Source organism: Anaerocolumna cellulosilytica (assembly GCF_014218335.1).
GTDB classification, from domain to species: domain Bacteria; phylum Bacillota; class Clostridia; order Lachnospirales; family Lachnospiraceae; genus Anaerocolumna; species Anaerocolumna cellulosilytica.
Genome location: NZ_AP023367.1, coordinates 1,940,100 through 1,963,640, shown reverse-complemented (window position 1 = coordinate 1,963,640; position 23,541 = coordinate 1,940,100). Strand labels below are relative to the sequence as shown.

At 37.3% G+C, this 23,541-nt stretch carries 23 protein-coding genes and 1 other annotated feature; of the genes, 8 read left to right on the top strand and 15 right to left on the bottom strand.

Annotated features, from left to right (window positions below):
• Nucleotides 1–49: 49 nt before the first annotated feature.
• Nucleotides 50–844, top strand: coding sequence for an ABC transporter ATP-binding protein (locus acsn021_RS08295; RefSeq protein WP_184094438.1), 795 nt, complete (start codon nucleotides 50–52; stop codon nucleotides 842–844).
• 2 nt (nucleotides 845–846) lie between these two features.
• Nucleotides 847–2,571, top strand: coding sequence for an ABC transporter ATP-binding protein (locus tag acsn021_RS08290; protein ID WP_184094436.1), 1,725 nt, complete (start codon nucleotides 847–849; stop codon nucleotides 2,569–2,571).
• Nucleotides 2,572–2,692: 121 nt separating this feature from the next.
• Here acsn021_RS08290 and acsn021_RS08285 read toward each other — a convergent pair whose 3' ends face one another.
• The 5 genes from acsn021_RS08285 to acsn021_RS08265 form a co-directional block, all read right to left on the bottom strand.
• A complete protein-coding gene (locus acsn021_RS08285) occupies nucleotides 2,693–3,736 on the bottom strand; it encodes a DUF3221 domain-containing protein (RefSeq protein ID WP_243167942.1) in 1,044 nt (347 codons plus the stop codon).
• 199 nt (nucleotides 3,737–3,935) lie between these two features.
• Nucleotides 3,936–4,784, bottom strand: a complete 849-nt coding sequence (locus acsn021_RS08280; RefSeq protein WP_184094434.1) for a nitroreductase family protein — start codon at nucleotides 4,782–4,784, stop codon at nucleotides 3,936–3,938.
• Nucleotides 4,785–4,801: 17 nt separating this feature from the next.
• A complete protein-coding gene (locus tag acsn021_RS08275) occupies nucleotides 4,802–5,092 on the bottom strand; it encodes a putative quinol monooxygenase (protein ID WP_184094432.1) in 291 nt (96 codons plus the stop codon).
• 64 nt (nucleotides 5,093–5,156) lie between these two features.
• Nucleotides 5,157–5,663, bottom strand: a complete 507-nt coding sequence (locus tag acsn021_RS08270; protein ID WP_184094430.1) for a nitroreductase family protein — start codon at nucleotides 5,661–5,663, stop codon at nucleotides 5,157–5,159.
• Nucleotides 5,664–5,827: 164 nt separating this feature from the next.
• The gene (locus tag acsn021_RS08265; protein ID WP_184094428.1) at nucleotides 5,828–6,253 is read right to left on the bottom strand and encodes a MarR family winged helix-turn-helix transcriptional regulator; all 426 of its coding nucleotides are present in this window, start codon (nucleotides 6,251–6,253) and stop codon (nucleotides 5,828–5,830) included.
• Between the two features lie 264 nt (nucleotides 6,254–6,517).
• On the opposite strand from acsn021_RS08265, the gene zupT reads away from it, so the two are divergent.
• From zupT to acsn021_RS08250, 3 genes are all read left to right on the top strand, one after another.
• Nucleotides 6,518–7,312, top strand: a complete 795-nt coding sequence (gene zupT, locus acsn021_RS08260; RefSeq protein WP_184094426.1) for a zinc transporter ZupT — start codon at nucleotides 6,518–6,520, stop codon at nucleotides 7,310–7,312.
• Nucleotides 7,313–7,372: 60 nt separating this feature from the next.
• Nucleotides 7,373–7,592: a binding site (T-box leader), on the top strand.
• A gap of 93 nt (nucleotides 7,593–7,685) precedes the next feature.
• A complete protein-coding gene (gene serS / locus acsn021_RS08255; RefSeq protein ID WP_184094424.1) occupies nucleotides 7,686–8,963 on the top strand; it encodes a serine--tRNA ligase in 1,278 nt (425 codons plus the stop codon).
• A 179-nt stretch (nucleotides 8,964–9,142) separates the two neighbouring features.
• Entirely contained in the window at nucleotides 9,143–10,042 is a 900-nt protein-coding gene (locus tag acsn021_RS08250; protein WP_184094422.1) for a DMT family transporter, read from the top strand.
• A 24-nt stretch (nucleotides 10,043–10,066) separates the two neighbouring features.
• Here the strand turns inward: acsn021_RS08250 and acsn021_RS08245 are convergent, their stop codons facing one another.
• From acsn021_RS08245 to acsn021_RS08230, 4 genes are all read right to left on the bottom strand, one after another.
• On the bottom strand, nucleotides 10,067–10,702 hold the full coding sequence (locus acsn021_RS08245; RefSeq protein ID WP_184094420.1) for an NADPH-dependent FMN reductase family protein: 636 nt from the start codon (nucleotides 10,700–10,702) through the stop codon (nucleotides 10,067–10,069).
• Nucleotide 10,703: 1 nt separating this feature from the next.
• Nucleotides 10,704–11,198 carry a flavodoxin family protein gene (locus acsn021_RS08240; RefSeq protein WP_184094418.1) on the bottom strand — a complete coding sequence of 165 codons (495 nt, stop codon included), beginning with the start codon at nucleotides 11,196–11,198 and terminating at the stop codon, nucleotides 10,704–10,706.
• Nucleotides 11,199–11,228: 30 nt separating this feature from the next.
• A complete protein-coding gene (locus acsn021_RS08235; protein ID WP_184094416.1) occupies nucleotides 11,229–11,807 on the bottom strand; it encodes a GNAT family N-acetyltransferase in 579 nt (192 codons plus the stop codon).
• A gap of 178 nt (nucleotides 11,808–11,985) precedes the next feature.
• Complete coding sequence (locus tag acsn021_RS08230) at nucleotides 11,986–13,989, bottom strand: beta-galactosidase (RefSeq protein ID WP_184094414.1); 2,004 nt, start codon at nucleotides 13,987–13,989, stop codon at nucleotides 11,986–11,988.
• A gap of 381 nt (nucleotides 13,990–14,370) precedes the next feature.
• Here acsn021_RS08230 and acsn021_RS08225 point away from each other — a divergent pair, with 381 nt between their 5' ends.
• Nucleotides 14,371–14,988: a lactate utilization protein gene (locus acsn021_RS08225; RefSeq protein WP_184094412.1), complete on the top strand. Its 618-nt coding sequence runs from the start codon at nucleotides 14,371–14,373 to the stop codon at nucleotides 14,986–14,988.
• A 150-nt stretch (nucleotides 14,989–15,138) separates the two neighbouring features.
• Here acsn021_RS08225 and clpP read toward each other — a convergent pair whose 3' ends face one another.
• The 6 genes from clpP to acsn021_RS08195 form a co-directional block, all read right to left on the bottom strand.
• Nucleotides 15,139–15,720: an ATP-dependent Clp endopeptidase proteolytic subunit ClpP gene (gene clpP, locus acsn021_RS08220; protein WP_184094410.1), complete on the bottom strand. Its 582-nt coding sequence runs from the start codon at nucleotides 15,718–15,720 to the stop codon at nucleotides 15,139–15,141.
• Nucleotides 15,717–16,154 (bottom strand): helix-turn-helix transcriptional regulator, encoded by a 438-nt coding sequence (locus acsn021_RS08215; protein ID WP_184094408.1) that lies wholly within the window; start codon nucleotides 16,152–16,154, stop codon nucleotides 15,717–15,719. Before acsn021_RS08215 ends, clpP begins: the two co-directional genes overlap by 4 nt.
• Before the next feature lie 271 nt (nucleotides 16,155–16,425).
• Nucleotides 16,426–17,745 carry an aspartate kinase gene (locus tag acsn021_RS08210; protein WP_184094406.1) on the bottom strand — a complete coding sequence of 440 codons (1,320 nt, stop codon included), beginning with the start codon at nucleotides 17,743–17,745 and terminating at the stop codon, nucleotides 16,426–16,428.
• Nucleotides 17,746–18,217: 472 nt separating this feature from the next.
• Complete coding sequence (locus tag acsn021_RS08205; RefSeq protein WP_184094404.1) at nucleotides 18,218–18,820, bottom strand: hypothetical protein; 603 nt, start codon at nucleotides 18,818–18,820, stop codon at nucleotides 18,218–18,220.
• A 154-nt stretch (nucleotides 18,821–18,974) separates the two neighbouring features.
• Nucleotides 18,975–19,520, bottom strand: coding sequence for a phosphodiesterase (yfcE, locus tag acsn021_RS08200; RefSeq protein ID WP_184094469.1), 546 nt, complete (start codon nucleotides 19,518–19,520; stop codon nucleotides 18,975–18,977).
• Nucleotides 19,521–19,593: 73 nt separating this feature from the next.
• A complete protein-coding gene (locus acsn021_RS08195; RefSeq protein WP_184094402.1) occupies nucleotides 19,594–20,499 on the bottom strand; it encodes a LysR family transcriptional regulator in 906 nt (301 codons plus the stop codon).
• 591 nt (nucleotides 20,500–21,090) lie between these two features.
• Between acsn021_RS08195 and acsn021_RS08190 the strand changes: the two genes are divergently transcribed.
• Both acsn021_RS08190 and acsn021_RS08185 read left to right on the top strand, forming a co-directional pair.
• Nucleotides 21,091–21,774, top strand: coding sequence for a helix-turn-helix domain-containing protein (locus tag acsn021_RS08190; protein ID WP_184094400.1), 684 nt, complete (start codon nucleotides 21,091–21,093; stop codon nucleotides 21,772–21,774).
• A gap of 59 nt (nucleotides 21,775–21,833) precedes the next feature.
• The gene (locus acsn021_RS08185; RefSeq protein WP_184094398.1) at nucleotides 21,834–23,531 is read left to right on the top strand and encodes an ABC transporter ATP-binding protein; all 1,698 of its coding nucleotides are present in this window, start codon (nucleotides 21,834–21,836) and stop codon (nucleotides 23,529–23,531) included.
• Nucleotides 23,532–23,541: the final 10 nt, after the last annotated feature.

The following is a 23,541-nucleotide window of genomic DNA, read 5'->3' as shown; positions in this document are numbered from 1 at the left end:
ACCTATATTTCTGCATACACGCAGACTACATTGAAAGGAGCGCATGTAAATGAACAGTATAACCACACAAAGCCTTGCCATCGCTTATGAAGATGCACTGATTGTAAAAAATCTAGATATGCAGATTCCTCATAAAAAAATCACTTCCATTATTGGCCCTAACGGTTGTGGAAAATCTACCGTATTAAAGGCTGTCGGACGTATTTTGAAGCCAAAGAAAGGGTTAGTCTATCTAAGCGGTGAGGATATTAACACTCTTTCTACAAAAGAAGTAGCCAAAAAAATGGCCATCCTGCCTCAGACGCCTACTGCCCCAAGCGGTTTAACCATCAGTGAACTGGTCGCCTATGGAAGATTCCCTCATCAAAAAGGCTTCGGCAAGCTTACCGCAGAAGATAAGGAGATCGTATCCTGGGCTTTGAAAGTAACAAATCTATCTGACATGGAACATAGAGAAGTTGATACATTATCAGGCGGACAGCGACAAAGGGTCTGGATTGCTATGGCTTTAGCTCAGCAGACCGACTTAATCCTCTTGGATGAACCGACCACTTACCTTGATTTGTCCCATCAATTAGAGGTTTTAAACTTACTTTATAATTTGAATAAAGAACAGGGCTGTACGATTGCCATGGTACTTCACGACTTAAATCTGGCTGCCAGATTCTCAGACTACATGGTTGCTATTCGTAGCGGCGATATAATCAGTCATGGTACACCTACTGATGTCATGACAAAGGACGTATTAAAAAAGACCTTTAATATTGATGCTGAAATATCCCATGATCCCCGCACCGGAAGACCAATTTGTATCACCTATGATTTAATAAAGGGGGCAAGTTAATTTTGAAAATATGTATACGCCTATTAAAGGAAGCCAGAAACTATTGGATCTATATCTTCTTAGGCATGACCGCTGTCATTATATCCACGCTTCTAAACCTTTATGCTCCCTGGGTACTGCGAAGACTGACTGAGCTTGCTACTAACAATGATCCGGATATTGCAAGGCAGTCTCTTAAGATGGGACTTACCTTACTAGGAGTTTATGCCCTGAGTGCCTTTTGCAGCTTTTTGAGAGGATATTTAACCCATTATGGAGCATATCATTATGTAGCAGACTTGCGTACAAAACTGTATCATAAGATGCAAAGCTTATCTATGGGTTACTTCAATGATAAACAGACTGGACAGCTGGTAAGCAGAGTTGTCAGTGATGTCGTAAATACAGAGTTATTAATAGCACATGCTGTTCCTGACTTAATCGTTAATGTACTGACCTTTGTCGGTGTTGCCATTATGCTTTTTACCATTAATGTTAAACTTGCATTAATCAGTTTAGTAACAATTCCCTTCCTTATGGCAGCCAATGCCGGCTATTCCAAGCTGGTACTCCCCCTATGGCGTAAGAATTCTTCCGCTCTGGGAGATTTAAGCGGTGCCGTTCAGGAAAATTTATCAGCTGTAAAAGAAATCCAAGCCTTTAACCAACAGACTCATGAAACCGATAAAATCAGCAATCTTGCCGGTCTTCATACCAAAGCCTTTTTACATGCCACCAAAACCGGAGAAATATTTTATCCTCTTATTACCTTCTTTAGTTCTGTTGGTTCTGTTGGTATCATAATATACGGTGGTTATCTTGCTTCTACCGGCCAGGTATCCATTGCGGACATTGTTGGCTTTATTATGTATTTGGGCTTATTCTACCAGCCTATAACCAGTCTTGCTACCGTAAATGACCAGCTGCACAATGCAATAGCCGGCTGTGAACGTGTTTATGAGATTATGGATGAAGTCCCGGATGTGAAAGAGACTGCAAAACCAAAGACCTTAAAAAAAGTTACTGGAAAAATTGAGTTTAAGAACCTATCCTTCCATTATAACCCTGAGATTCCCTTGTTAAAGAATATAGATTTAATGATTGAACAGGGTCAGACCATTGCCCTGGTTGGAACAACCGGTGTCGGAAAGACTACTATCAGCAGTCTGTTAAACCGCTTTTATGACCCTGTGTCCGGTTCCATTCTAATTGATAATATAGATATTCGAGAAGTCTCTTTAACTAGTCTTCGTGATAATATAAGTATGGTTTTACAAGATACCTTTTTATTTAGTGGCACTGTCTATGACAATATCGCCTATGGGTCTAAAACAGCCACTAAAAAAGATGTTATAGCTGCCGCAAAAGCTGCAAATGCCCATGAATTTATCCTTTCTTTGGAAAAAGGTTATGATACTTTTGTTGGTGAACGAGGCGTTAGATTATCCGGAGGACAAAAGCAGAGAATTTCCATTGCCAGAGCAATTCTAAGAAATTCTCCGATTCTGATTCTTGATGAAGCTACCTCCTCACTGGATGTAAAGACAGAACGTGAAATACAAAAAGCTTTGGAACAACTTAGTAAAAACCGTACAACCCTCGTTATCGCCCATCGACTTTCCACAATACGTTCAGCGGACAAAATCCTGGTACTGGATTCCGGCGGAATTGCAGAACAAGGAACACACGAAGAATTGTTACAAAAAAACGGTATTTATACCAAGTTATACTCTATGCAGGCCTCATAACAGCAGAAGTTTTGACGATATCCTACTGATTATACAAGTATCTTCGGTAAAATAGAAAGAGCATAATAGAATCCCACGACTAATTACTAACCGTGGGATTCTTTATACCCTCTAATTTATATTAACTTATCCACATATTTTCTTTTGTTACCTTCCAGCCTTTTCCGTTATAAACGGCAGTAACACTATTAGAACCAACTGCTCCAAGAGGACTTCTCCATTTTGAAATGCCGCAGGTCAAAATCTTCTTTTCCTCATCAAATTCTGTCTTATTTAGTTTAATAATAATTCCATCTTCAAAGTAAGTTGATTCTTCTAAAACACCTTCCTCCACCAGTTCTTCATACGTACCGGTTCTGGTTTCCACCTCATAATAGTACCCAACTGCTGTTAATAGGAATTCTTTCTCCTTCTCTGAAAGATTCGTTAAATCCGTTAAATCCAACACAATCTGATTGATATTACTGTTTAGACCTGCATCTTCCTGATATATAGCATCAATCACAGCTAATAGACCGCTTAAGTGATAATTGTGCTTTATTACCTTTACGCTGTCCGCAGTTATCTGAGCGGGATACGATTCCATTATGAGACCATTGTAAATAATTTCTATGGTGTCTCCGGGTTCCAGCTGCTCTAATGGAATACTCTTTCCTTCGGTGCCGTAGAGTGTGTTGTCTTTATAACTTACAACGATTTTGTCAGAGGATCTTAATTCACTGCTGCCCTCCACCGGTTGAACTAATAACGAAGTATCCGCCGCTAAAACAGTCGCTTGAAAAGTTACTTCAAAAAGCTGTTCTATATATTTTAAATCAAGGTTATCTTTCGCTGTATAAAAATGTCTCTTATATGCAATCGTATTATTATCGATAATCTGAAACTCTTGAACTACCTTATCCATATTTTTGAAGGTAAGAGTATACAAAGCTTCTTTCATATCTTTGCTATCAGAAAGCTCTACAAAAGATATATCTTTTAATTTATCATATACCTCATGTGCCTTCTCTTCCTCTATAGGAACAAAAGAACCGGTACTTTCTTTTTTAATCACTGCTTCTGTGAAATCCATATTCAGATCACTTAGCGTAAACATCTTTTTGCTGCATCCGGTAAAAAATATAGTTACTAACAGAAAACTGAATAATATATACCATCGTTTCATAACTAAAACCTCCTATACGCCTATTTTTAAAGTCTATACAATCGCTTATTAATATATACAAATTTACTTGCTGTTATATAGACGATTAAAACTATAGAAAGGTTCCAAATAATTATAAAATCTATTTAAAAAGTTACATGGTAAACCACTTCTGTTTCAAGCTCTTCAAGCCTGAGGTTAAACTCATTGAGTAATCTATTTAACTTCTTACCCAAGACATAATATATTGATGTAATTCAGGTACCTCTGCCACTGGTGAATGCAGTCTCTTAAATTCACCGGCTAAATCTTTTTCCTGTACACCTAAATCAAAGTGACATGCAGCAATTCCAATATCCAGTCTTTGAATATCATAATCTAACTTATCACTATAGCCTGGGGTGCGCTTTTCATAAAAATGAAACATCTCCTTATTTTTTACGATTCTCCAGGGTTGCTTATTCGAAGCAGAAGGGGCAAGTCTGACAAATTCAAGAATCTCAGCATATGTACCAGCCTCCTCTTTCGTTAACGGTGTTTTAAAATTCTCGTTATAAAAAATAACTTCCCAGGGGATTCTCTTATCTGCTTTTACTACCTTGCGCATCAGACTTTCCGTCATTCTCTTTTTCTCTGCTGCATATCCAATGGGTGTGATTGCAGGGAAAATGTCCCCCTCCTTTACCTCCATTGCCTTGGCAAATTCACCTTTCTTAAAAGTACCACCCAGCCAGCAGGTTCCAATACCTAAAGAAGTTAAGTATAATATAAGTTTTTCAAAACCGTAGCCAACTGCTTCTAACACTGTTTCTGATTTTTCTCCTGATACACCGATATACTCTGAGGCTCCTTTAATCATTCCATAGGTCCCTAACTTTTCAGAATTAGCAGTCCCCTTAGTCTGTAAGTACCGAAATTTAAGATTTGCCTGAAAAGGATTATATAGAGTTTCCATATAATCCTTTATCTGGTCTATTATATCCTGAGGCAGCTTTTTCTCAGAATAAGTTCGGGCAGAGTACCTTTTTTTAATAACCTCTGCTAATGGAATATTGAAAATTTTTGCCATAGTCTCCTCCTTATTATTTATACTAATTTTTCATATATTTTTGTTTCACCAGGTTTTTCCATAAGTTCACCCAGTTTAGGAATACAATCTGTAAAATGTTTCGCCTTCGTATGACTTTCCAGTGCCTGATAGCTTTCCCATTGTTCTAATATCGTGTATACATTAGCCTCCTTCGGGTCTTTATATAACTCATAAGAAATACATCCTTCATCTAGTTTGTTAGTGGCGTTTACTAAATCCTTTGCTATCTGTAAAAATTCTTCTATCTTTTCTGCTTTCACATAATTCTTTGCTACTACTGCTATCATAGTTAATTACCTGATATGCCTCCGATTTAAGGCATCCTTCCTCATTCTGTTTTTTAAAACTTGTTTAACTCCATGCTCCGTAATGTATTTTTTCCGGTACATAACGATCTACAAAAACATTTTCCTGTTCGTTAGGATAGCCTACTGCTAGTAATGCAAACGGTACAATATACTCCGGAAGTGCATAGAATTTACTTACATTATCCGCTATCTCCTGGCTGGTAGAAACTCCAAGCCATACCCCTCCTAAATCCAGATGCACTGCTTCCAGTAACAGATTCTGTGCTGCTGCACTCATATCCTGCTGCCAAGCGGAGGGAACCCGGTAAGTCCTTGTATCTGCTAAAAGAACAAAGGTCACACCGGAGCTTTCTACGGGCTTGGCATATGGAGAGGTCTGTGCTAATTCCTTCAGTGCTTCTTCTCCTTCTACAACAATGAATTCCCATGGCTGCTGATTGGCTGCGGAGGGGGCCTGCATTGCAGCTCTTAACAGCTTTTCAATTTTTTCTTTTTCCACTGGTTTATTAGTAAACTTTCTAATACTTCTGCGGTTGAATATTTCTTTCATATACATAAGCCTTCCTTTTCTTATAATCCTACTATTTCGTACTAAAACTTCCATCTGTACATTTTTTAACCTGCTATCTGCATGTTGGAGATTGCTTTTTTTTACATACTGTTCATAACTGTATAATTAGACAATCATGCAGCCAATACCTCACATAATCCATATTAAGAGGATAAACTATTCAGTAACTTTGCTAACAGATTATGCAGTGTTTCTCTTTCCTCTTCCGTCAAAGCCTTCGCATAAATACTACACAGTCTCTCTCTGGCTAAATCAATTTCCTTTTGCAGATTTCTGCCCTTCTTTGTAGCATAAATATAAACACTCTTTCCCTCTGCAACAGGCTTTACAAGTTCTTTCTCTGCCAGTTTCTCTATAAATCTGGTCATGGTGGACGGCGTTATATGAAGTAATTCGCCTAATTTTTTTTGGTGAATTCCATCCTCATGATTTACAATGCTGACCAGAAAAGCATGGCTGGGGGGTAACCCGGTACTTTTAAATTCTTTATCCGCTATTCTTCCGGCCTCTCTGGATAACTTACAGGAGGAAAAGAATAAACAGTTATTCAATTGTTGCTTATCATTCATATGCTAGCTCCCATTGTATGCCGTATCTTCTTGCGATACTGCCAAATATAAATTGACTCTTTCAAAGGTTATCGGCAGTTCATTTGTTGTATATACAATTTGTATATACAACTATAATCCAAAAAAAGGATTCTGTCAATGTTTTTTGCCTCTTCTATTCTTTTATTTTGATAGATACTATCAATAAAATAAGTCTCTTCTTAATTGATTTTGTCGCCCTCATTTGATACAATTACAATAAGCCATAAACAGGAGGTGTATTATATGGAAAATGTATTTTTGGCTTTTGCATTGACTTTATTCGCTGGATTAAGCACTGGAATCGGTAGTGCACTGGCTTTCTTTACTAAGAAAAGCAATACAAAATTTTTGTCTGTAAGCTTGGGTTTTTCAGCCGGTGTTATGATATATGTATCCATGATAGAAATTTATACGAAAGCAAAAGATTCTTTAAGTATAGAACTAGGTGACAAGCCCGGTGCCTGGGTAACAGCCATCGCTTTTTTTGCCGGCATGCTGTTGATTGCTATCATAGATAAACTGATTCCCAGCCATGAAAATCCTCATGAAGTTCATAAGGTAGAGGATATGGAACCTCATGAAAGTAATAAAAAGCTTCTGCGTATGGGTGTTTTTACAGCCCTTGCCATTGCTATCCACAACTTTCCGGAGGGTCTTGCTACTTTTATCTCGGCATTACAGGAGCCCTCTATAGCTATTCCCATTGCGGTTGCAATCGCTATACATAATATTCCTGAAGGAATTGCCGTATCAGTACCGGTATATTATGCTACCGGCAGTAAGAAGAAGGCCTTCTTATATTCCTTTTTGTCCGGTCTTTCAGAACCGGTGGGCGCTCTTGTGGGATATTTAGTGTTAATGCCTTTTATTAATAACATTACCTTTGGAATTGTTTTTGCTCTGGTTGCTGGAATTATGGTATTTATATCACTGGATGAACTGCTCCCCTCTGCCAGAGAATACGGTGAACATCATCTCTCCATCTACGGCCTGGTTGCCGGTATGGCAGTTATGGCAGTCAGTTTATTACTTTTATAAGAAATTTTATTTTTTCTTGTAATATATTGATTTTAAGTATATAATATGTAAAAGAATATGAAAGCAGCGTTGAAAAAAGCTACGATTTAAAAATTTCTTCAGAGAGCCGGTGTTTGGTGCAAACCGGTGAAAGGTTAAATCTTTCCACTTTTGGAGCTGTCGGTGTTAAGCAGTTATATGCTGCAAAGCCGAAGGTTGGTAGCCTCTATCCTACTTGGTTGAGAGGCCGGTTTAACAGCCGGCAATTTGGGTGGCAACGCGGAGTCCTTTCGTCCCATTATATATGGGATGAAAGGACTTTTTTTCGTTACTCTTTATATTCTGCTTTCAATTAAATTTTATATGAATTACATTTTACAATTAGGAGGAACTTATGTTAGATTTAAAATTTTTAAGAGAAAATCCTGAAATCGTTAAACAAAATATAAAAAACAAGTTTCAGGATAGCAAATTAGGACTTGTAGACGAAGTTATATCTCTTGACTTAGAGAGCCGTAATGCAAAACAGGAAGCCGATACTTTAAGATCCGATAAAAATAAAATCTCAAAACAAATCGGTGGTTTAATGGCACAAGGGAAGAAGGAAGAAGCAGAGGAATTAAAGAAAAAAGTAACTGCTGATTCAGAACGTCTTACAGTCCTAGAAGCAAGAGAAAACGAACTAGAAGAAAAAATTAAAAATATTATGATGGTAATCCCTAATATCATTGACCCAACCGTTCCTATCGGTAAGGATGACAGTGAAAATGTGGAGGTACAACGCTACGGCGACCCTATTGTTCCTGATTTTGAGATTCCTTATCATACAGATATTATGGAAAAATTCAACGGTATTGATTTAGACAGTGCCAGAAAAGTAGCCGGCAACGGTTTCTACTACCTGATGGGTGATGTTGCAAGACTACATTCCGCTATCATTACCTATGCCAGAGATTATATGATTGAACGAGGCTTTACTTACTGTATTCCTCCTTTTATGATTCGCAGCAATGTAGTAACCGGTGTTATGAGTTTCGCTGAAATGGATGCTATGATGTATAAAATTGAAGGAGAAGATTTATACCTGATTGGTACCAGTGAGCATTCTATGATAGGTAAATTTATAGATACAATCCTGCCAGACACTACTCTTCCTCAGACTTTAACCAGTTATTCTCCCTGCTTCCGTAAGGAAAAAGGCGCACACGGACTGGAAGAACGCGGTGTTTATCGTATTCACCAATTTGAAAAACAGGAAATGATAGTGGTATGTAAACCGGAGGAAAGTCCTAAATGGTTTAATGTTTTGTGGCAGAATACCGTAGATTTATTCCGTTCTTTAGATATCCCTGTAAGAACTTTAGAATGTTGTTCCGGTGACCTTGCGGATTTAAAGGTAAAATCCATTGATGTTGAAGCTTGGTCTCCAAGGCAAAAGAAATATTTTGAAGTGGGCAGCTGCTCTAATTTAGGGGATGCACAGGCTAGACGTTTAAAAATCCGTGTTGTAGGAGAAGACGGCAAATATTTTGCACATACCTTAAATAATACGGTTGCTGCTCCCCCAAGAATGTTAATTGCATTCCTGGAAAATAACTTAAATGCGGATGGTACTGTAAATATCCCTGTTGCCCTTCAGCCTTATATGGGTGGTAAAACCCTTATAAAATAACAGGAAGTCCATTAGCAATTATAATGCAGCTTCCTTGACTCTTTATTTAATGTGACACAAAAGCATGAATACATTATTACAGGATTACCGGAATACAAAATGTCAACTGCTTCTTTAGCAGTTACATGTATTTCGGTAATCCTGCGTATGTAAATACATTATCAGAAAAGGACTATAAAATGCAAAACCACAACCTAAAAGGTCACGCAGCCGCTTTTTTCACGGTAATTATCTGGGGAACTACTTTCATCTCCACCAAGGTATTATTAAAGACTTTTACACCCTTGGAAATTCTCTTTATCCGGTTTATAATCGGTTACCTAGCTTTATGGCTCATAGCTCCCAGAAAACTGAAGCTGCAAACTAAAAAACATGAACTTTTGTTTTTAGCCTCCGGTCTTTGCGGCGTTACCCTATATTTTCTCTTTGAAAATATAGCTCTTACTATAACACTCGCCTCCAATGTAGGTGTCATTGTTTCAATTGCTCCCATTTTTACAGCTGTATTTGCGCACTTCTTCTTAGAGGGTGAACGGTTAAAGTCATCTTTCTTCGTGGGCTTCTTAACTGCCATACTGGGTATTTTCTTAATTAGTTACAATGGCAGCTCCGTATTAAAGCTTAATCCGATTGGAGACATTCTGGCTGTACTTGCAGCAATTGTATGGGGTGGTTACTCTGTATTTTCTAAAAAAATCAGTAATCTCGGCTATCCGACTATAGAAGCTACCAGAAGAATATTCTTTTATGGAATTTTAAGCATGCTTCCGGCCTTCTTATTCCTCCCTGTCTCCAATGAAATAGACCGATTTGCCAACCCTATACACCTACTAAACCTGCTCTACCTCGGTTTTGGTGCCTCCGCTTTATGCTTCGTTACATGGAATCTGGCCGCTAAGCTGTTAGGTGCTGTAAAGGCAAGTGTATACATATATATTATACCTGTAGTAACGGTAATCACATCCGTTATTATTTTAAAGGAAAAAATCACACTGATGGCTGGTGTCGGTACGTTGCTTACAATCCTTGGATTATTTCTGTCAGAGAAAAAGGGCCGGAGTCTAAAAACATCAGATTAAGCCTGCACCTTCCCACTACGCAGTCTATCGTTTACTATGCAAATCCCTAACTTTTAGACCGTTTGATTTAACCTGCTGCCGCCAGCCATGCTCTGCTGCCAGTTTATAAAGAAATCTTGAAAAATTAGGTGTAGTATACAGATTTTCACCCTGCCTTTGTTCCAGTATATTTGTAGTAAATTCTTGTAGTACAGAACCCAGATTTTTCTTAGGACCGGAGCCGGCAGGTACTTTTTTCAAATAGCCAAGCATACCGCCTGCTCCGAAGCCAAGACCCTGCCCCCAGACACAACCTGCCTTATCACTCCAATTTCTTAGAATCCTTAGTGCCAGCCTGTTTTGCTTTGCATCATAGAAGCCTGCGTTAGCAATTCCGTAAATCCTGACAGGTTTATAAGAGTTTATAGTAATTGCTTCTTCTAATTGTTGTAATACTCTCAGCAAATGAGAAGGTATACCATCCACATACAAAGGGAACGCTATTACAAAGCTATCGTAAGTAAACAATTCCTCAATGGTTTCTTTCGTAAGCTGGCTTTTATTACAGGGAACGTAAGTGATTTCTGCCCTATCACCAATAACTTGCTTCACTTCCTCCAGTAATATACCAGAATTACTGTCCTTTATCTTGGGACTTCCATTAATCAGAGCTATTTTCATCTCATACCACCTCCAATTCCAGAGGATTCTTGCAGAAAAGAACCTCCTTAACCTGACAGGACAGATTTAAACTATTTGCTCGTACCAGATACTTTGCCGTTTTCTTTTCATTATCCGTCATGTCCTCACCATAAAAAATTACACGTAGCTGAAAAGAACGTTGGTATCTTTGTTTATGGTGCATTTCCTTATTTACAATACGAAAATACGGATGAATATACGAAATACTTCTATCCAGTACATTTTTTACGACCGGACTATAACCTCCGTAACAACATTTGCTAATTATAATTACCTCTTCACATTTTGAAATTAGTTCCCCCATATTCTGATACTTATCCCTAATAACGCATACTGCCGGAGTCTTAATCCAACAGCCAAAACAACCAATGCAAGGGTGAAGACTCCCATCATCTGTAATAACAATATCTTCTCCTGCACTCTTACTTATCTTATTTAGTACTGTACCGTCCAAATCATGTATAATCATCCGCATCACGATACCCTGCCTTTCTTTAATTTAGACTTAACTAACACTGCCGTATTTTTTAAAGTATTCTTCCTCCAAAATTGCCATCATAATAATATCGTGAAAGGTTCCGTTTAAATAAAGCCCATCTCTCTTTGTCCCCTCTACTACAAAACCGGCTTTTTCATAAGCACGCTGTCCTCGGTGGTTATAATCAAATACCTCTAATTCTACACGATGCAGCTTTAAGGTTTCAAAAGCAAACTTAAGAATGAGACGTATGGCAATAGAGCCGTAACCCTTACTAAAATCAACACTACGAAAAAGGCAGATTCTAAAACCAGCGGAGCGTTCCTCTTCCTCTATCTCATGAATAACTGCTTCTCCAATTATCTCATTATGGGAATTGTTGATAATAAAATCGTACCTGCTTTCATCAGGTATGATTTTTTGGATAAATGCATAAACGGTATCTCTCTCAAAGCGCTCTTTTGTACCTGTAAAATACATTGCCTCTTCATCTCCATTTAAAAATGCGGCATCATAATACGCTTCCTTATCCTTCTCTTCCATTAATCGTAAACATATTTCACCTTCACGTAATTCTATATTATCTATCTTCATACAAATACCCATGGCACACCTCTTAGATGTGTCACTTCCTCTCTTTTTATACTAACCTGCACGTCTGCTCTTGCTTGCAGACCTAAATTCAATGTGTGAAAGTGGTTTTTATTTTCACACGAATTACCTTGCATATCATAAGCCGCTTGTGTATCTATTTTTTAACTGCTTTCTGTCTTTACTGTGTCTTTCACACCGTAATTTTTGCTTTATAAATATCCACTTGAAATGGCTTTAATTCACTGTTCTGACCTGTAAAAACAGCTTCCCATTCCTTTGGCAGGTTTACTTTAACTGAAAAATTATTGTGATTCATAACAAAAACATAATCTATAGCCTCAGCTGAACGAAGAGTTATCTCTACACCGTCAGGAGTTGTGGGAAGCAAATTAATGCCTGCATTCCCGGTAATGTATTCATTAAATATCTGCATTAATCTATGGTCAGGTTCATGACCCACATAATAAACCTTTCCTTTACCATAACTATATTCCGTAATGGCTGGTGAACCCTTATAGAATTGACTGGAATATTCCGCCAAAACACTTGCGCCCTTTAGCTCAATAATATCACACCATTTTTCCGCTTTCATTGGTTCTAGTTTATTAGATTTAATCCAGAGAACTTCTGTATTGCAGCCTACCAGACAATCATAATCATTAATCTCAATACCGGCAATCGTACCAAGTCTGCCCGGCAGCTCCATCTCACTCATACATACATTATTATCATTCTTTACTCCGGTACGCATGGTCAGTACCAAATGTCCTCCCTGTGCCACATATTCATCATATTTTTTTTCCAGCTCCGGATTCATAAGATATTGAAGAGGTGCAACCAGCAACTTATATTTATGGAATTCCTCTTTATCACTGACAAAATCCACCGGAATGTTTCTCTCATAAAATCCCTTATAATATTTGACCACTTGTTCTACATAGTTTAATTCGGGATGATGAGGTTGTATTTGAAAAGCATAATTCTGATCATAAGAATATACAATCCCTGTCTCTGCCTTTGGCATGGTACCTTTCAACTCTGGCATAATGGGTTTAAGCTTTGCAATCATATCTTTAAGCTCACGAAATCTTCTACCTGGTTTACCACTATGGGGCAGAATTCCATGCCAGTACTGCTCCGTACCCACCGTACAGGTCCTAAACCGGAAAAACACGATTGTATCTGCTCCATGAGCAATCGTATGCTGCGCCCACAAGGCAAGTTGACCCGGCTCCGGAGTCCTTCCCATTGTCTCCCATCCTGTTATACCGGACTGCTGCTCCATGATCCAGAAGCTTTGATTCTTAGTGCCTCTCATTAAGTCAAGTGCAGCAGACAGCACTTCATTCTTTTCATGTGGGGGTGTAGTAAAAAAACCTCCAGGATATTGGTCATGACTGATAAAGTCAAGGTTTTTTGCTAAGTCAAAATAATTAACTTTATCTGCGAACCCCATGAAATTATGGGTTATAAAATGACTCTTACAAATATCCCGAATAATATCAATCTGATACTGCTGAAACTCCACAATTAAATCGGAGCAAAAACGCTTCCAGTCAAGCATAGCAGAAGGATTGCTTCCGGTAACCGTTCTTCTAGGTGCCGGTATCTGTTCAAAGGAAGCGTAATCCTGGCTCCAAAAGTAAGTACCCCACTCTTTGTTCAATACTCCTATAGAACCATACTTTTCTTTCAGCCAGTCCTGAAAGGCTGACTTGCAAGAATCACACATACATAAATCATGATGACTGTTTCCTAATTCATTATCAATCTGCCAGCCAATTACATAGGGATTGTCTTTAAAGGTGGTTGCCATAGCCGTAACAAAACGTTTTATATGACTACGGTAGGTTTTATTAGACTGACAGTCATGGTGTCTGCCTCCAAAACCTCTTCTGATACCATTTGAGTCTACCGGATAGATTTCCGGTGTTTCCTCCATGATCCAGGCCGGCGGTGCTGCAGTGGGAGTACCAAGTACCGTCTTAATCCCATGCTTTCCAAGTATTTCAATTGCCTCTTGTAACCATTCAAAATGAAATTCTCCCAAGTTAGGCTCCATCTTAGCCCAGGAAAATTCAGCAAGCCTTACAACAGAAAGCCCCATCTCCTCCATTAATGCCGCATCTGTCTCCCATCTCTCTCTGGGCCAATGCTCCGGATAATAATCCACTCCAAAAAATAAATTTTCCATAACATTCTCCATTCTTCTAAAATTCCACATTTTGATATTGCTATCACTTCCCAAATCAATGACGTGAACTATATACTTATAATCGACTACATAATGATTGCTTCTCTTATGTATTTATCATACAGGAGTCAGGTTGTATTAACAAGTTACAATTGTCATATGCTATTCCTAAGTTATATCATGACTTATTAACTCATTTTGTTCATTCATCACAAACCATATCATATGTAATTCTTTCGCTGAATTTATTTGAAACCCTGTCTTAAGTTATGTATAATGTACATAAGCTGATTAATAAATAGACCGATGTAATGTCCTAGCAGTTTAGACCACTACCGGCTTCTAACTATAGTACGTACTTTATTATAAGGAATAAAAATAATGGATGAAAAAATACAAGAGACACTGCAAAATCTTACCAAAAATAATATGGGGGGATATTTTGTACAGAATCAAACCATGCTTTTAGACTTGCTTACCAAACTGATTCCAAAAGGTTCAACCATTGGGTGTGGAGATTCCATTACCTTGGAAGAAACAGGTGTGTTTGATTTTCTAAGACAGGGCAGCTATAACTTTCTGGATAAACACGCTCCCAACCTTACCCGTGAAGAAAAACGGAGCATTTATCTTAATAACTTTACTGCCGATACGTTTATAACCGGTACTAATGCTGTAACACTAGATGGAAAACTCTTTAACATTGACGGAAACGGCAGCCGGGTGGCACCCATGCTTTACGGTCCGAATCAAGTCATTGTTGTTGTAGGCATAAATAAACTAACAACAGACGTGGATGCGGCACTCAAAAGAACCAGGCAGATAGCTGCCCCACTAGACGCCAAACGTCTTGGCAAAGCGACACCCTGTACAGCCCTAAATCGTTGTATTGACTGCCGCCATCAGCAGCGAATCTGCAATGATTTTGTCTTAATAAACGGACAGTTTATAAAAAACCGGATTAAAGTTATTATTGTAAATGAAACTCTTGGTTATTAAATGCTAAAAGAAGCCCTGTACTTTCCAGTCTGTACTCCTATAAGGTATACTTGTGAAAAGTCAGCGCTTCTTCTTTATTAAATATGATTGAAAAATGGTTGTTCTATATAAATATTTCACATATCCTTTACTTGAAAACAGGCAGGCCAATTATCTTGTAACCAGGATTTCATCAATTAAGCCATAAGCTTTTGCTTCTTCTGCATTCATAAAATAATCCCGATCCGTATCCTTTTCTATAACTTCTACAGGTTTTTTAGTATTTTCAGAAAGAATCTGGTTTAATTTCATTTTGTTCTTTAGAATATATTCTGCTACTATTTTAATATCACTGGCGGTACCTTTTCCACCACCCGAGGGTTGATGAATCATAATTTCTGCATTGGGAAGTGCAAAGCGTTTTCCTTTTGTTCCGCCTGCCAGTAAAAACGAACCCATACTGGCCGCCATACCAATACAAATAGTTGATACATCACATTTAATAAATTTCATAGTATCATAGATAGCCAATCCCGCAGGCACTGAACCGCCTGGTGAGTTGATGTATAAATGAATATCTTTTCCTGTATCCTGTGCTTCCAGGAATAAAAGCTGCGCTACAATAACACTTGCCGAGGTATCGGTTACTTCCTCGTTTAAAAAGATGATTCGGTCTTTTAATAATCTGGAATAGATGTCATAACTTCTTTCACCAGCGGCTGTCTGCTCAACGACATAAGGTACTAAACTCATGCTGCCTTAACCTCCTTAAAATAAACTTTTAATTGCTGTTTCAGTTGCTTTTGTGTATGCTGCTTAATGGTCTTCTCCATAATAGCCCTTCGTTGTACCGGAAGAAACACACAATTCTCACGGTATATTTGAGGTGTAACCTGATACAAAGTACGAAAAGCATGGGTAAACGCCTGTTGGGATTCATACTTGGCACCAAAGGCAATTTCTATAATTGGCTTATCTGTAAATACTAACTGTCTGGCTGCTTCAGTAAGCCTCCGTTTTTTTATATACTGATATATGGTACTTCCATTTTCTTTAGCAAATATCCGCTCTAAATGATATTTGGAATAACCCGCCTGCTTTGCAATTTCATCTAGATCTAAATTGTCTTGTAAATGTTCTTCTATATAATCAATTATTTTTGCCACCGTTTCTTTCCTATTACCCATAAATTAACCATTCCTTTCCCTACCTGCAAACCTTGAGCCGCAGGTACAAAAATACTACACCTTCACTTACTTTTACAGCTTCTTGTATTATGTTAGGATTAATAATTTCTCTTATTATAGCAGATTCCATAAACTGTGTCTTAATAAAAATTGCTCTTTTTACGCACTTTCACGTTAATATACTTTTCCTTAAATTAAGGTTATATAATGCTATTCATATTACGCAGAACAACCCTAATGACAAACGATTTTAGTCATTAGGGTTGCTTTTTTATAACTTGGATAATACGAAAATATCATATACTGCCTTTATAGCAGCTTCAAAATCATTGTTACTTACTCCTATAATGATGTTCAGTTCACTCGAACCCTGGTCAATCATTTTAACATTAACATTGGCATGGGCTAAGGCAGAGAAAATCCTGCCTGCTGTCCCTCTGGTCTCCCGCATACCACGGCCGACTACTGCTATCAACGCCAAATCACCTGCCAAGTCAATGGAATCAGGACTGGTAGCATGGTCAATACCTGCCAGAACTCTTTGTTCCTTTTCTATAAATTCATCCTGGTGCACAAAAACTGTCAAGGTATCGATACCCGATGGAACATGCTCAAAGGAAATTCCATTCTCCTCAAATACTTCAAGTACCTTTCTCCCAAAACCAATTTCTGAATTCATCATATCTTTTTCTATATTTATTGCTACAAAGCCTTTTTTACCGGCAATACCAGTTATGGTATATTCAGGTTTTGAGGCAGTATGCTTTACAATCATGGTACCCGGATCTTCCGGTGCACCTGTGTTACGGATATTAATAGGTATCCCTTCTTTTCTTACAGGAAAGATAGCGTCTTCATGCAATACGGTTGCACCCATGTAAGACAGTTCTCTAAGTTCCTTATAGGTTATAGTGGAGATAACCTCAGGATTTGATATAATTCTAGGATCTGCTACCAGAAAACCTGATACATCTGTCCAGTTCTCATATAGACCTGCCTTTACGGCTTTTGCCACAATAGAACCTGTGATATCGGAACCACCTCTTGAAAATGTTTTGATTGTGCCGTCTGCCATGGAACCATAAAAGCCTGGTATAACAGCTCTCTCTATACTTTCTAAAGTAGCAGATAGAACCTTATCCGTTAAATCCGCTTCAAATATACCATGCTCATCAAAGAATATAACATCCTTTGCATCTATAAACTCATACCCCAGATAATTTGCCATGATGATACCATTTAGGTATTCTCCTCTGGAAGCTGCATAATCAGAACCAGCCTTTGCACGAAATTCCTCTTCAATTATTTTAAATTCTGCCTCTAAAGATAAATCCAGATTAAGTCCCTGTATAATTTCATCATAACGGGCTTTAATTGCTGCCAAAGCTTCTGTAAAAAGCTTTTCTTTAACTGCCAACTCATAACATTGATACAACATATCTGTTACTTTCGTATCTTGAGAGAATCTTTTTCCGGGTGCAGAAGGTACAACATATCTTCTGTCCTTATCTGCATGGATGATAGCCCCGACTTTTTTAAATTGCTCTGCACTGGCTAAAGAGCTGCCTCCAAATTTTACTACTTTTTTCATCTCATCCTCCGCTGTAAATGTAATTTAAACCACAAAGCAAAACTCCGACGTCACATTCAAATCTGTCAAGTTTTCTAAGTGTGGAATCTTAATGTTAATTAAAACAAACTGTTTAAACTATTTTACTTCGATATTTTTAAACTCAATGTAAATTTATTAAACATAATATCATATATATTACATGATTGCAATTACAACCAAACATTTTAAAACATAATATTTTTTAATCCCCAGCCTTGTGTATGGATAACCATTTTAGGAAAACACTTCCTTTTTATGGTGTCTATCAGACATTACAGCACTTTTACAGATACAAACCACATTAAAAAGCAGGAAGTGTCTCTCTGTCTAAGACTTTCTTCCTGCTTAATATATCAAAAACCCATTTATTTTTGTTTTGTATGATTTTTTGTTTTTATGTATATATATTCAATTATTGATTTTTCATTCCCATCTGTGTGCTTGTACCATTCTACTTAACTTCCGGAATTTCCTTTCCATCCTCTAAATCATAGTTATTCTTTTTCGTCTCTTCTACGCAGAAGGTAGCTTCATATTTCGTCACTGCACTTTGAATATTCTTCTTTTGGCGTTCTTGTGAATCAGTTTCTTTTTGTTTCATCTCAAAACCAGAAACCGCCCCCTTAAGCTCTGCAATACTCTGCCGAATGTTCTCCGGTACTGACGCTTCTTTTCTTTGCTTCTCAGATTGAATTGCTTCTTGAATTCTCTCGATACGCTTTACTCTCTCTATAGGAATATTTCCCATAAACACACTCCTGTTACCTATGCTAATTTTATACTCCAAACCATTTTCCAAGCCTTCTTCCCGTACAAACGTTTCATAAGGCAGCTTCCCTGGCAAATACATAATCTGAGTACTAATAAGCCTTTCTCTAATGGTACGACCGCTGGCAGACAAATATTCATTAAGAAAATCCTGAAATTCTTTCTTAATTCCATTTCTTACGTTATAATTCTGCTCACCGCCGACTCTTTCATCGAACTGCTTGGCAAATCGGTGAATTACCTTCCCATTATTATCTGCTATTTTTATATCTATATCAATTATCATATGTATCACCCTTACATACTTTTGTTGTATACCATATCGGATGAATCCTACATTTTAAATAGCTTTAAATGGCTGGAATGGATAAGAATTTGAAAAAACCACTAAGCGGGAATAACCAACCACTTAGCGGTTCTATATTATATTGAAACGATTGTTACTCAGGTATCTCTTCCTGCTGGTACACCTCACCCTCTAAGCTTTTAAAGGTGAATTTATCCTCTAATATAATATAGCTGTGGGCGCTGCCTTCCTTGGGTATGGATACAGAACCCGGATTCACATAGTATATTTCACCTTGTTTATTAAAAGCAGGTATATGGGTGTGACCATTTAACAAAATATCTCCCTTTTTTAACATAGGCAAGTTAGACGGATTGAATTTATGTCCATGCGTCGCAAACACCATGCGACTGTTCCAATAGAGGATACAGTATTCTGCAAGTACCGGAAATTCTAGTACCATCTGGTCAACCTCGGTATCACAATTACCTCTCACACAGAGAATTTCATCCTTTATCTGATTTAACATCTCAATAACCCTTTTAGGCTCGTATTCCCTTGGCAAATCATTTCTAGGGCCGTGGTACAAGATGTCACCTAATAAAAGCAGTTTATCTGCCTTTTCCCGTTTATAAGCTTCAAGCATTTTATTACAATAAAAAGCTGAGCCATGTATATCTGAGGCTATCATTATTTTCATAGTGGTTCCTTTCACTTCTTCTGGTTTTTTTATCGTCTTTGGTTCATTTTTCATACATCACCTGCTCCATAGGTTAACATTCAATTTCAGAACCCTCTGCACACTGGGTTAATACTTCAATAAATGTCTTCGTCGTAAGGGACAGGTACTTGTTCTTATTATAAATCATGCTATAGGGATACGTTAATTTGTCACAATTAATGTTCAGAACCTTTAACAATCCCATCTTAACTTCAAGTTTAACCGCATAATACGGCATAATGGCAACCCCAAGGTTAGCATATATGGCATGTTTTATAGCATCAATACTGCCAAAATGCATACCGATATTTTCTGGGATATGATACTCTCCAATAAAGCTTTTATAGTAAGTATAAAGCTGAGAAGTAGTATTGTGAACAATAAAACTTAGTTCTGCAAGATTCTCAGGCTCTACAAGCTCCTTTTCACTTAGGGTATGCTTGGGAGAAGCCACCACCACCAACCTATCGTCAAAGAGCTTTTTTACATAAATACTTGTATTGTAAGTTCCGTTACCTCCATTAACTGCTACATCCAAAGTTCCATTTTCAATTAGATTGGTTATTTCAGAGGTGTCACCAACATGCAACGTTACGGTTACTGCAGGATACTTTTTCTTCATTTCACCGATTACATACGGAAGTATATAGGTTCCTGGGGTATTGCTGGCACCCAGATTAATAGTTCCTCCAATCACTTCCTTTATGGTATTAATATGATTCTCCATATCCTCAACTATAGCAAATATTTTTCTGGTATAGCTATAGAGCATCTCACCGCTTTCACTTAAGAATATCTTGTTTCCTATTTTATTGAACAGCTTTAAGCCGGTTTGACCCTCCAGTTTTTTAACCTGGATTGACAATGCCGGCTGGCTGATATGAAGTTTCTCTGAAGCTTTTTTAAAACTTAAGCACTTCGCTACTGTATGAAATATTTTAAGATAATGCAGATCCATAGCTTTCATCCTTTATAAATTACTATAGCAATTAACTTTTGTTTATGGGTGGGATTTATAATGTATATTGGTAATTACATTTATATTATACTATAATAAACTTGTAAAAATAAAATTCACCTAAGCCGTCGAGTATCCCCTGACTCTAATTAGTATTCGGACGTACTAATTCACCAATAGAGACAGGGAGACTCTTTCTGGCAGACTTCTTATTATAATGTAGTTTATTTTTTTACTTTTTTATTCAATATCTCCCATAAACATATACTTTCCGAAGAAATCACATATTTATCCATACGAATATATCGATTATAGCATACTACGTCTGGGAAAGACAGTTATTTTAAAAGAAATACACAATTGAATCCTATTCTGGGTTCTTTTTTTGTTTTCAACTCCTTTTTCTGCTATTCATGAAATACGGTATTGACGTTGACCTTAGGTCAAGAGTTATAATATCCCTAGATGAATTCATCCAGCAAGCTTGCAACATGAAAAAACAACACTTAAAAAACAGGCAGTGAATCAGGCACAGCCTACCTATGAAAAATCTACCCATAAAACCGACCTATTATAGAAATGGAGAACATAATGGAGACCTTTTTAAGTATATCTGAGGTTTGTAAAAACTTTGACATCACCTCAAGAACACTCCGGTATTATGAAAAGGAAGGATTGATAAAGAGCTTTCGTGACAAAAAAACCCAGCCCAGGAAATATACGGTATGCGAGATTGAAAAGCTTCGAAAAATCTTAATTATGCGCTCCTTAAATCTTTCTATTAAGGATATCAAGGAACTTTTTCTCAGCGAACAGGACGTCTCTGTTTCCATTCAATCTAAAATAGCAGTGATTAAAGCAGAAATGCTTGCGAAAGAAAAGCAGCTGCGAAATTTGGAACGGGCCGTAACATTACTTATGGAAAACCGGGATATCTTCGAGCTAGAGAACGAAGAAAAAATTACAAATTATCAAACTGAGCTGGCAAGGAAAGCCACAAGAAAACTACTTAATAAAGACTATAAAGGGTTCATCGAGTATTTTGCAAGCCATGTAAGAAAATACCTTTCATTCGGTTTTCTTACCGCTTTTGAGAAAGATATGAAGCAATTAAATGGTACTCTACTTGAAATAACAGAATGTTCAATGGTGGATAATGAGGTCCATGTATACATCTCTGGATCAGAACGTACTTTATTAATCAAATATATTTTTCATAGCGACTTTATAGTAGCCTTTACCTTTGATTCCCTGTTCATTGACTTTAGGATGTAATAAGTGTTGTTCTTGCCATTATTAACAGAAAGGACTATCCTAATTGGATGAATCAGACTATGAGCACTTATAGAAAACAATTTTATTATAAAAACAAACTAAATTATTTTTTTACTATATTAATCTGCGTCCTATCGACTGCATTGAATCTATCAATTGCTTTTATACTAAAGCTACTGATAGATGTTGCTTCCGGCGGCTCTATGACAGAATTAAAACAAATGACTGTATACAGCTTAATCTATCTTGTTATTTTGGTGATTATACAACTTTTAAAGCGTAAATATTACAATCATTTTATAAAGCAAGCCATGCTGCAATTTAAGAACTATGCTTTCTCAAATTTATTAAAGAAGAGTATAAATTCCTTTGATAATGAAGTGACTGGCACGTATATTTCTATTTTTACAAATGATATCTCTACAATTGAAGCAAACTATCTGACAGCTACGATTCAGATAACGATACAAGTGTTAAGTTTTATCTGCGGTATTATAGCAATGGCCTATTTAAACTGGTTTTTAACACTTTGTGTATTAGGCATCAGCCTGCTTCCCATTCTGATATCCATGGTATTTGGAAAATCCTTAGAACATAAAGTGTTCCTTGCCTCCGAGCGAAATGAGAGCTTTGTGTCTATGGTGAAAGATTTATTAACCGGTTTTTCCGTTGTAAAAAGCTTTCGCGCCGAGGCTGAAATACTAAAGCTTTATAATGACGGGAATAGCAAAGTGGAACATGCCAAGAACAAGAAACGTATGACCGGTGATTTTATTACACTACTTTCCACTGCTTCCTCATTTCTAGTACAGTTTACAACTTTTGTGGCAGGAGCTTATCTTGCCATTCACAATATCATTACCGCCGGTACCGTTATTGCTTTTATCCAATTATTGAATTATGTACTTGAGCCTGTTGGCAGCGTGGGTCCATTATTAACCGAAAAAAAAGCTGCCAGTGCACTAATTGATAAAATAGAAGCTGCCACTAGTAACCGTATAAAAGAAAGGGACACATTAAATAAGTCATCCTTTTTAAGAGAGATTACCTTTCACAATGTTTCCTTCGCTTATGAAAAAGAACAACCCATCCTTAAGAATATTAATCTTACCTTTGAAAAAGGTAAAAGTTATGTTATTGTCGGTGCCAGCGGCAGCGGAAAATCTACCCTTGTTAACCTGTTGCTAGGCTACCACAATAACTATGAAGGGCAAATAACCATTGATGATATGGATCTTGGAAAGCTTGCTAACGACTCACTGTACGACTTGTTTTCTGTGATTTTGCAGAATGTTTTTATTTTTGACAGTACAATTCAGGATAATGTTACCATGTTCAGGAGCTTTGAACAAAATGCCATTATAACTGCCATGGAAAAATCAGGTTTAAGCATGTTGATACAGAAAAAAGGAACAGAATACAAATGCGGTGAGAACGGAAATTACTTATCCGGAGGTGAAAAACAGCGTATCTCAATTGCAAGAAGCCTACTGCGTAAAACTCCTATTCTTATTATGGATGAGGCTACCTCTGCCCTAGACCAGAAGACGGCTCAAGTGATAGAACAAGAAATTTCCAATTTTGAGAATGTAACTCGTATCGTAATCTCTCATCGAATGGATGAAGCAAGTTTAAGGCTTTATGATAAGATAATCGTATTAAACAATGGCAGAGTTGTTGAAACAGGTGGTTTTGACCAGCTTTTAGAACAGCAAAGTTATTTTTACTCCCTGTTTCAAGTAACCAAATCTGCTTAATGCAAAGAAG

Excerpts from the sequence above, each read along its gene's own strand:
- acsn021_RS08295 (WP_184094438.1), top strand. The coding sequence starts at position 50 with ATGAACAGTATAACCACACAAAGCCTTGCCATCGCTTATGAAGATGCA.
- acsn021_RS08285 (WP_243167942.1), bottom strand. The coding sequence starts at position 3,736 with ATGAAACGATGGTATATATTATTCAGTTTTCTGTTAGTAACTATATTT.
- acsn021_RS08280 (WP_184094434.1), bottom strand. The coding sequence starts at position 4,784 with ATGGCAAAAATTTTCAATATTCCATTAGCAGAGGTTATTAAAAAAAGG.
- acsn021_RS08275 (WP_184094432.1), bottom strand. The coding sequence starts at position 5,092 with ATGATAGCAGTAGTAGCAAAGAATTATGTGAAAGCAGAAAAGATAGAA.
- acsn021_RS08270 (WP_184094430.1), bottom strand. The coding sequence starts at position 5,663 with ATGAAAGAAATATTCAACCGCAGAAGTATTAGAAAGTTTACTAATAAA.
- acsn021_RS08265 (WP_184094428.1), bottom strand. The coding sequence starts at position 6,253 with ATGAATGATAAGCAACAATTGAATAACTGTTTATTCTTTTCCTCCTGT.
- zupT (WP_184094426.1), top strand. The coding sequence starts at position 6,518 with ATGGAAAATGTATTTTTGGCTTTTGCATTGACTTTATTCGCTGGATTA.
- serS (WP_184094424.1), top strand. The coding sequence starts at position 7,686 with ATGTTAGATTTAAAATTTTTAAGAGAAAATCCTGAAATCGTTAAACAA.
- acsn021_RS08250 (WP_184094422.1), top strand. The coding sequence starts at position 9,143 with ATGCAAAACCACAACCTAAAAGGTCACGCAGCCGCTTTTTTCACGGTA.
- acsn021_RS08245 (WP_184094420.1), bottom strand. The coding sequence starts at position 10,702 with ATGAAAATAGCTCTGATTAATGGAAGTCCCAAGATAAAGGACAGTAAT.
- acsn021_RS08240 (WP_184094418.1), bottom strand. The coding sequence starts at position 11,198 with ATGCGGATGATTATACATGATTTGGACGGTACAGTACTAAATAAGATA.
- acsn021_RS08235 (WP_184094416.1), bottom strand. The coding sequence starts at position 11,807 with ATGGGTATTTGTATGAAGATAGATAATATAGAATTACGTGAAGGTGAA.
- acsn021_RS08230 (WP_184094414.1), bottom strand. The coding sequence starts at position 13,989 with ATGGAAAATTTATTTTTTGGAGTGGATTATTATCCGGAGCATTGGCCC.
- acsn021_RS08225 (WP_184094412.1), top strand. The coding sequence starts at position 14,371 with ATGGATGAAAAAATACAAGAGACACTGCAAAATCTTACCAAAAATAAT.
- clpP (WP_184094410.1), bottom strand. The coding sequence starts at position 15,720 with ATGAGTTTAGTACCTTATGTCGTTGAGCAGACAGCCGCTGGTGAAAGA.
- acsn021_RS08215 (WP_184094408.1), bottom strand. The coding sequence starts at position 16,154 with ATGGGTAATAGGAAAGAAACGGTGGCAAAAATAATTGATTATATAGAA.
- acsn021_RS08210 (WP_184094406.1), bottom strand. The coding sequence starts at position 17,745 with ATGAAAAAAGTAGTAAAATTTGGAGGCAGCTCTTTAGCCAGTGCAGAG.
- acsn021_RS08205 (WP_184094404.1), bottom strand. The coding sequence starts at position 18,820 with ATGATAATTGATATAGATATAAAAATAGCAGATAATAATGGGAAGGTA.
- yfcE (WP_184094469.1), bottom strand. The coding sequence starts at position 19,520 with ATGAAAATAATGATAGCCTCAGATATACATGGCTCAGCTTTTTATTGT.
- acsn021_RS08195 (WP_184094402.1), bottom strand. The coding sequence starts at position 20,499 with ATGGATCTGCATTATCTTAAAATATTTCATACAGTAGCGAAGTGCTTA.
- acsn021_RS08190 (WP_184094400.1), top strand. The coding sequence starts at position 21,091 with ATGGAGACCTTTTTAAGTATATCTGAGGTTTGTAAAAACTTTGACATC.
- acsn021_RS08185 (WP_184094398.1), top strand. The coding sequence starts at position 21,834 with ATGAGCACTTATAGAAAACAATTTTATTATAAAAACAAACTAAATTAT.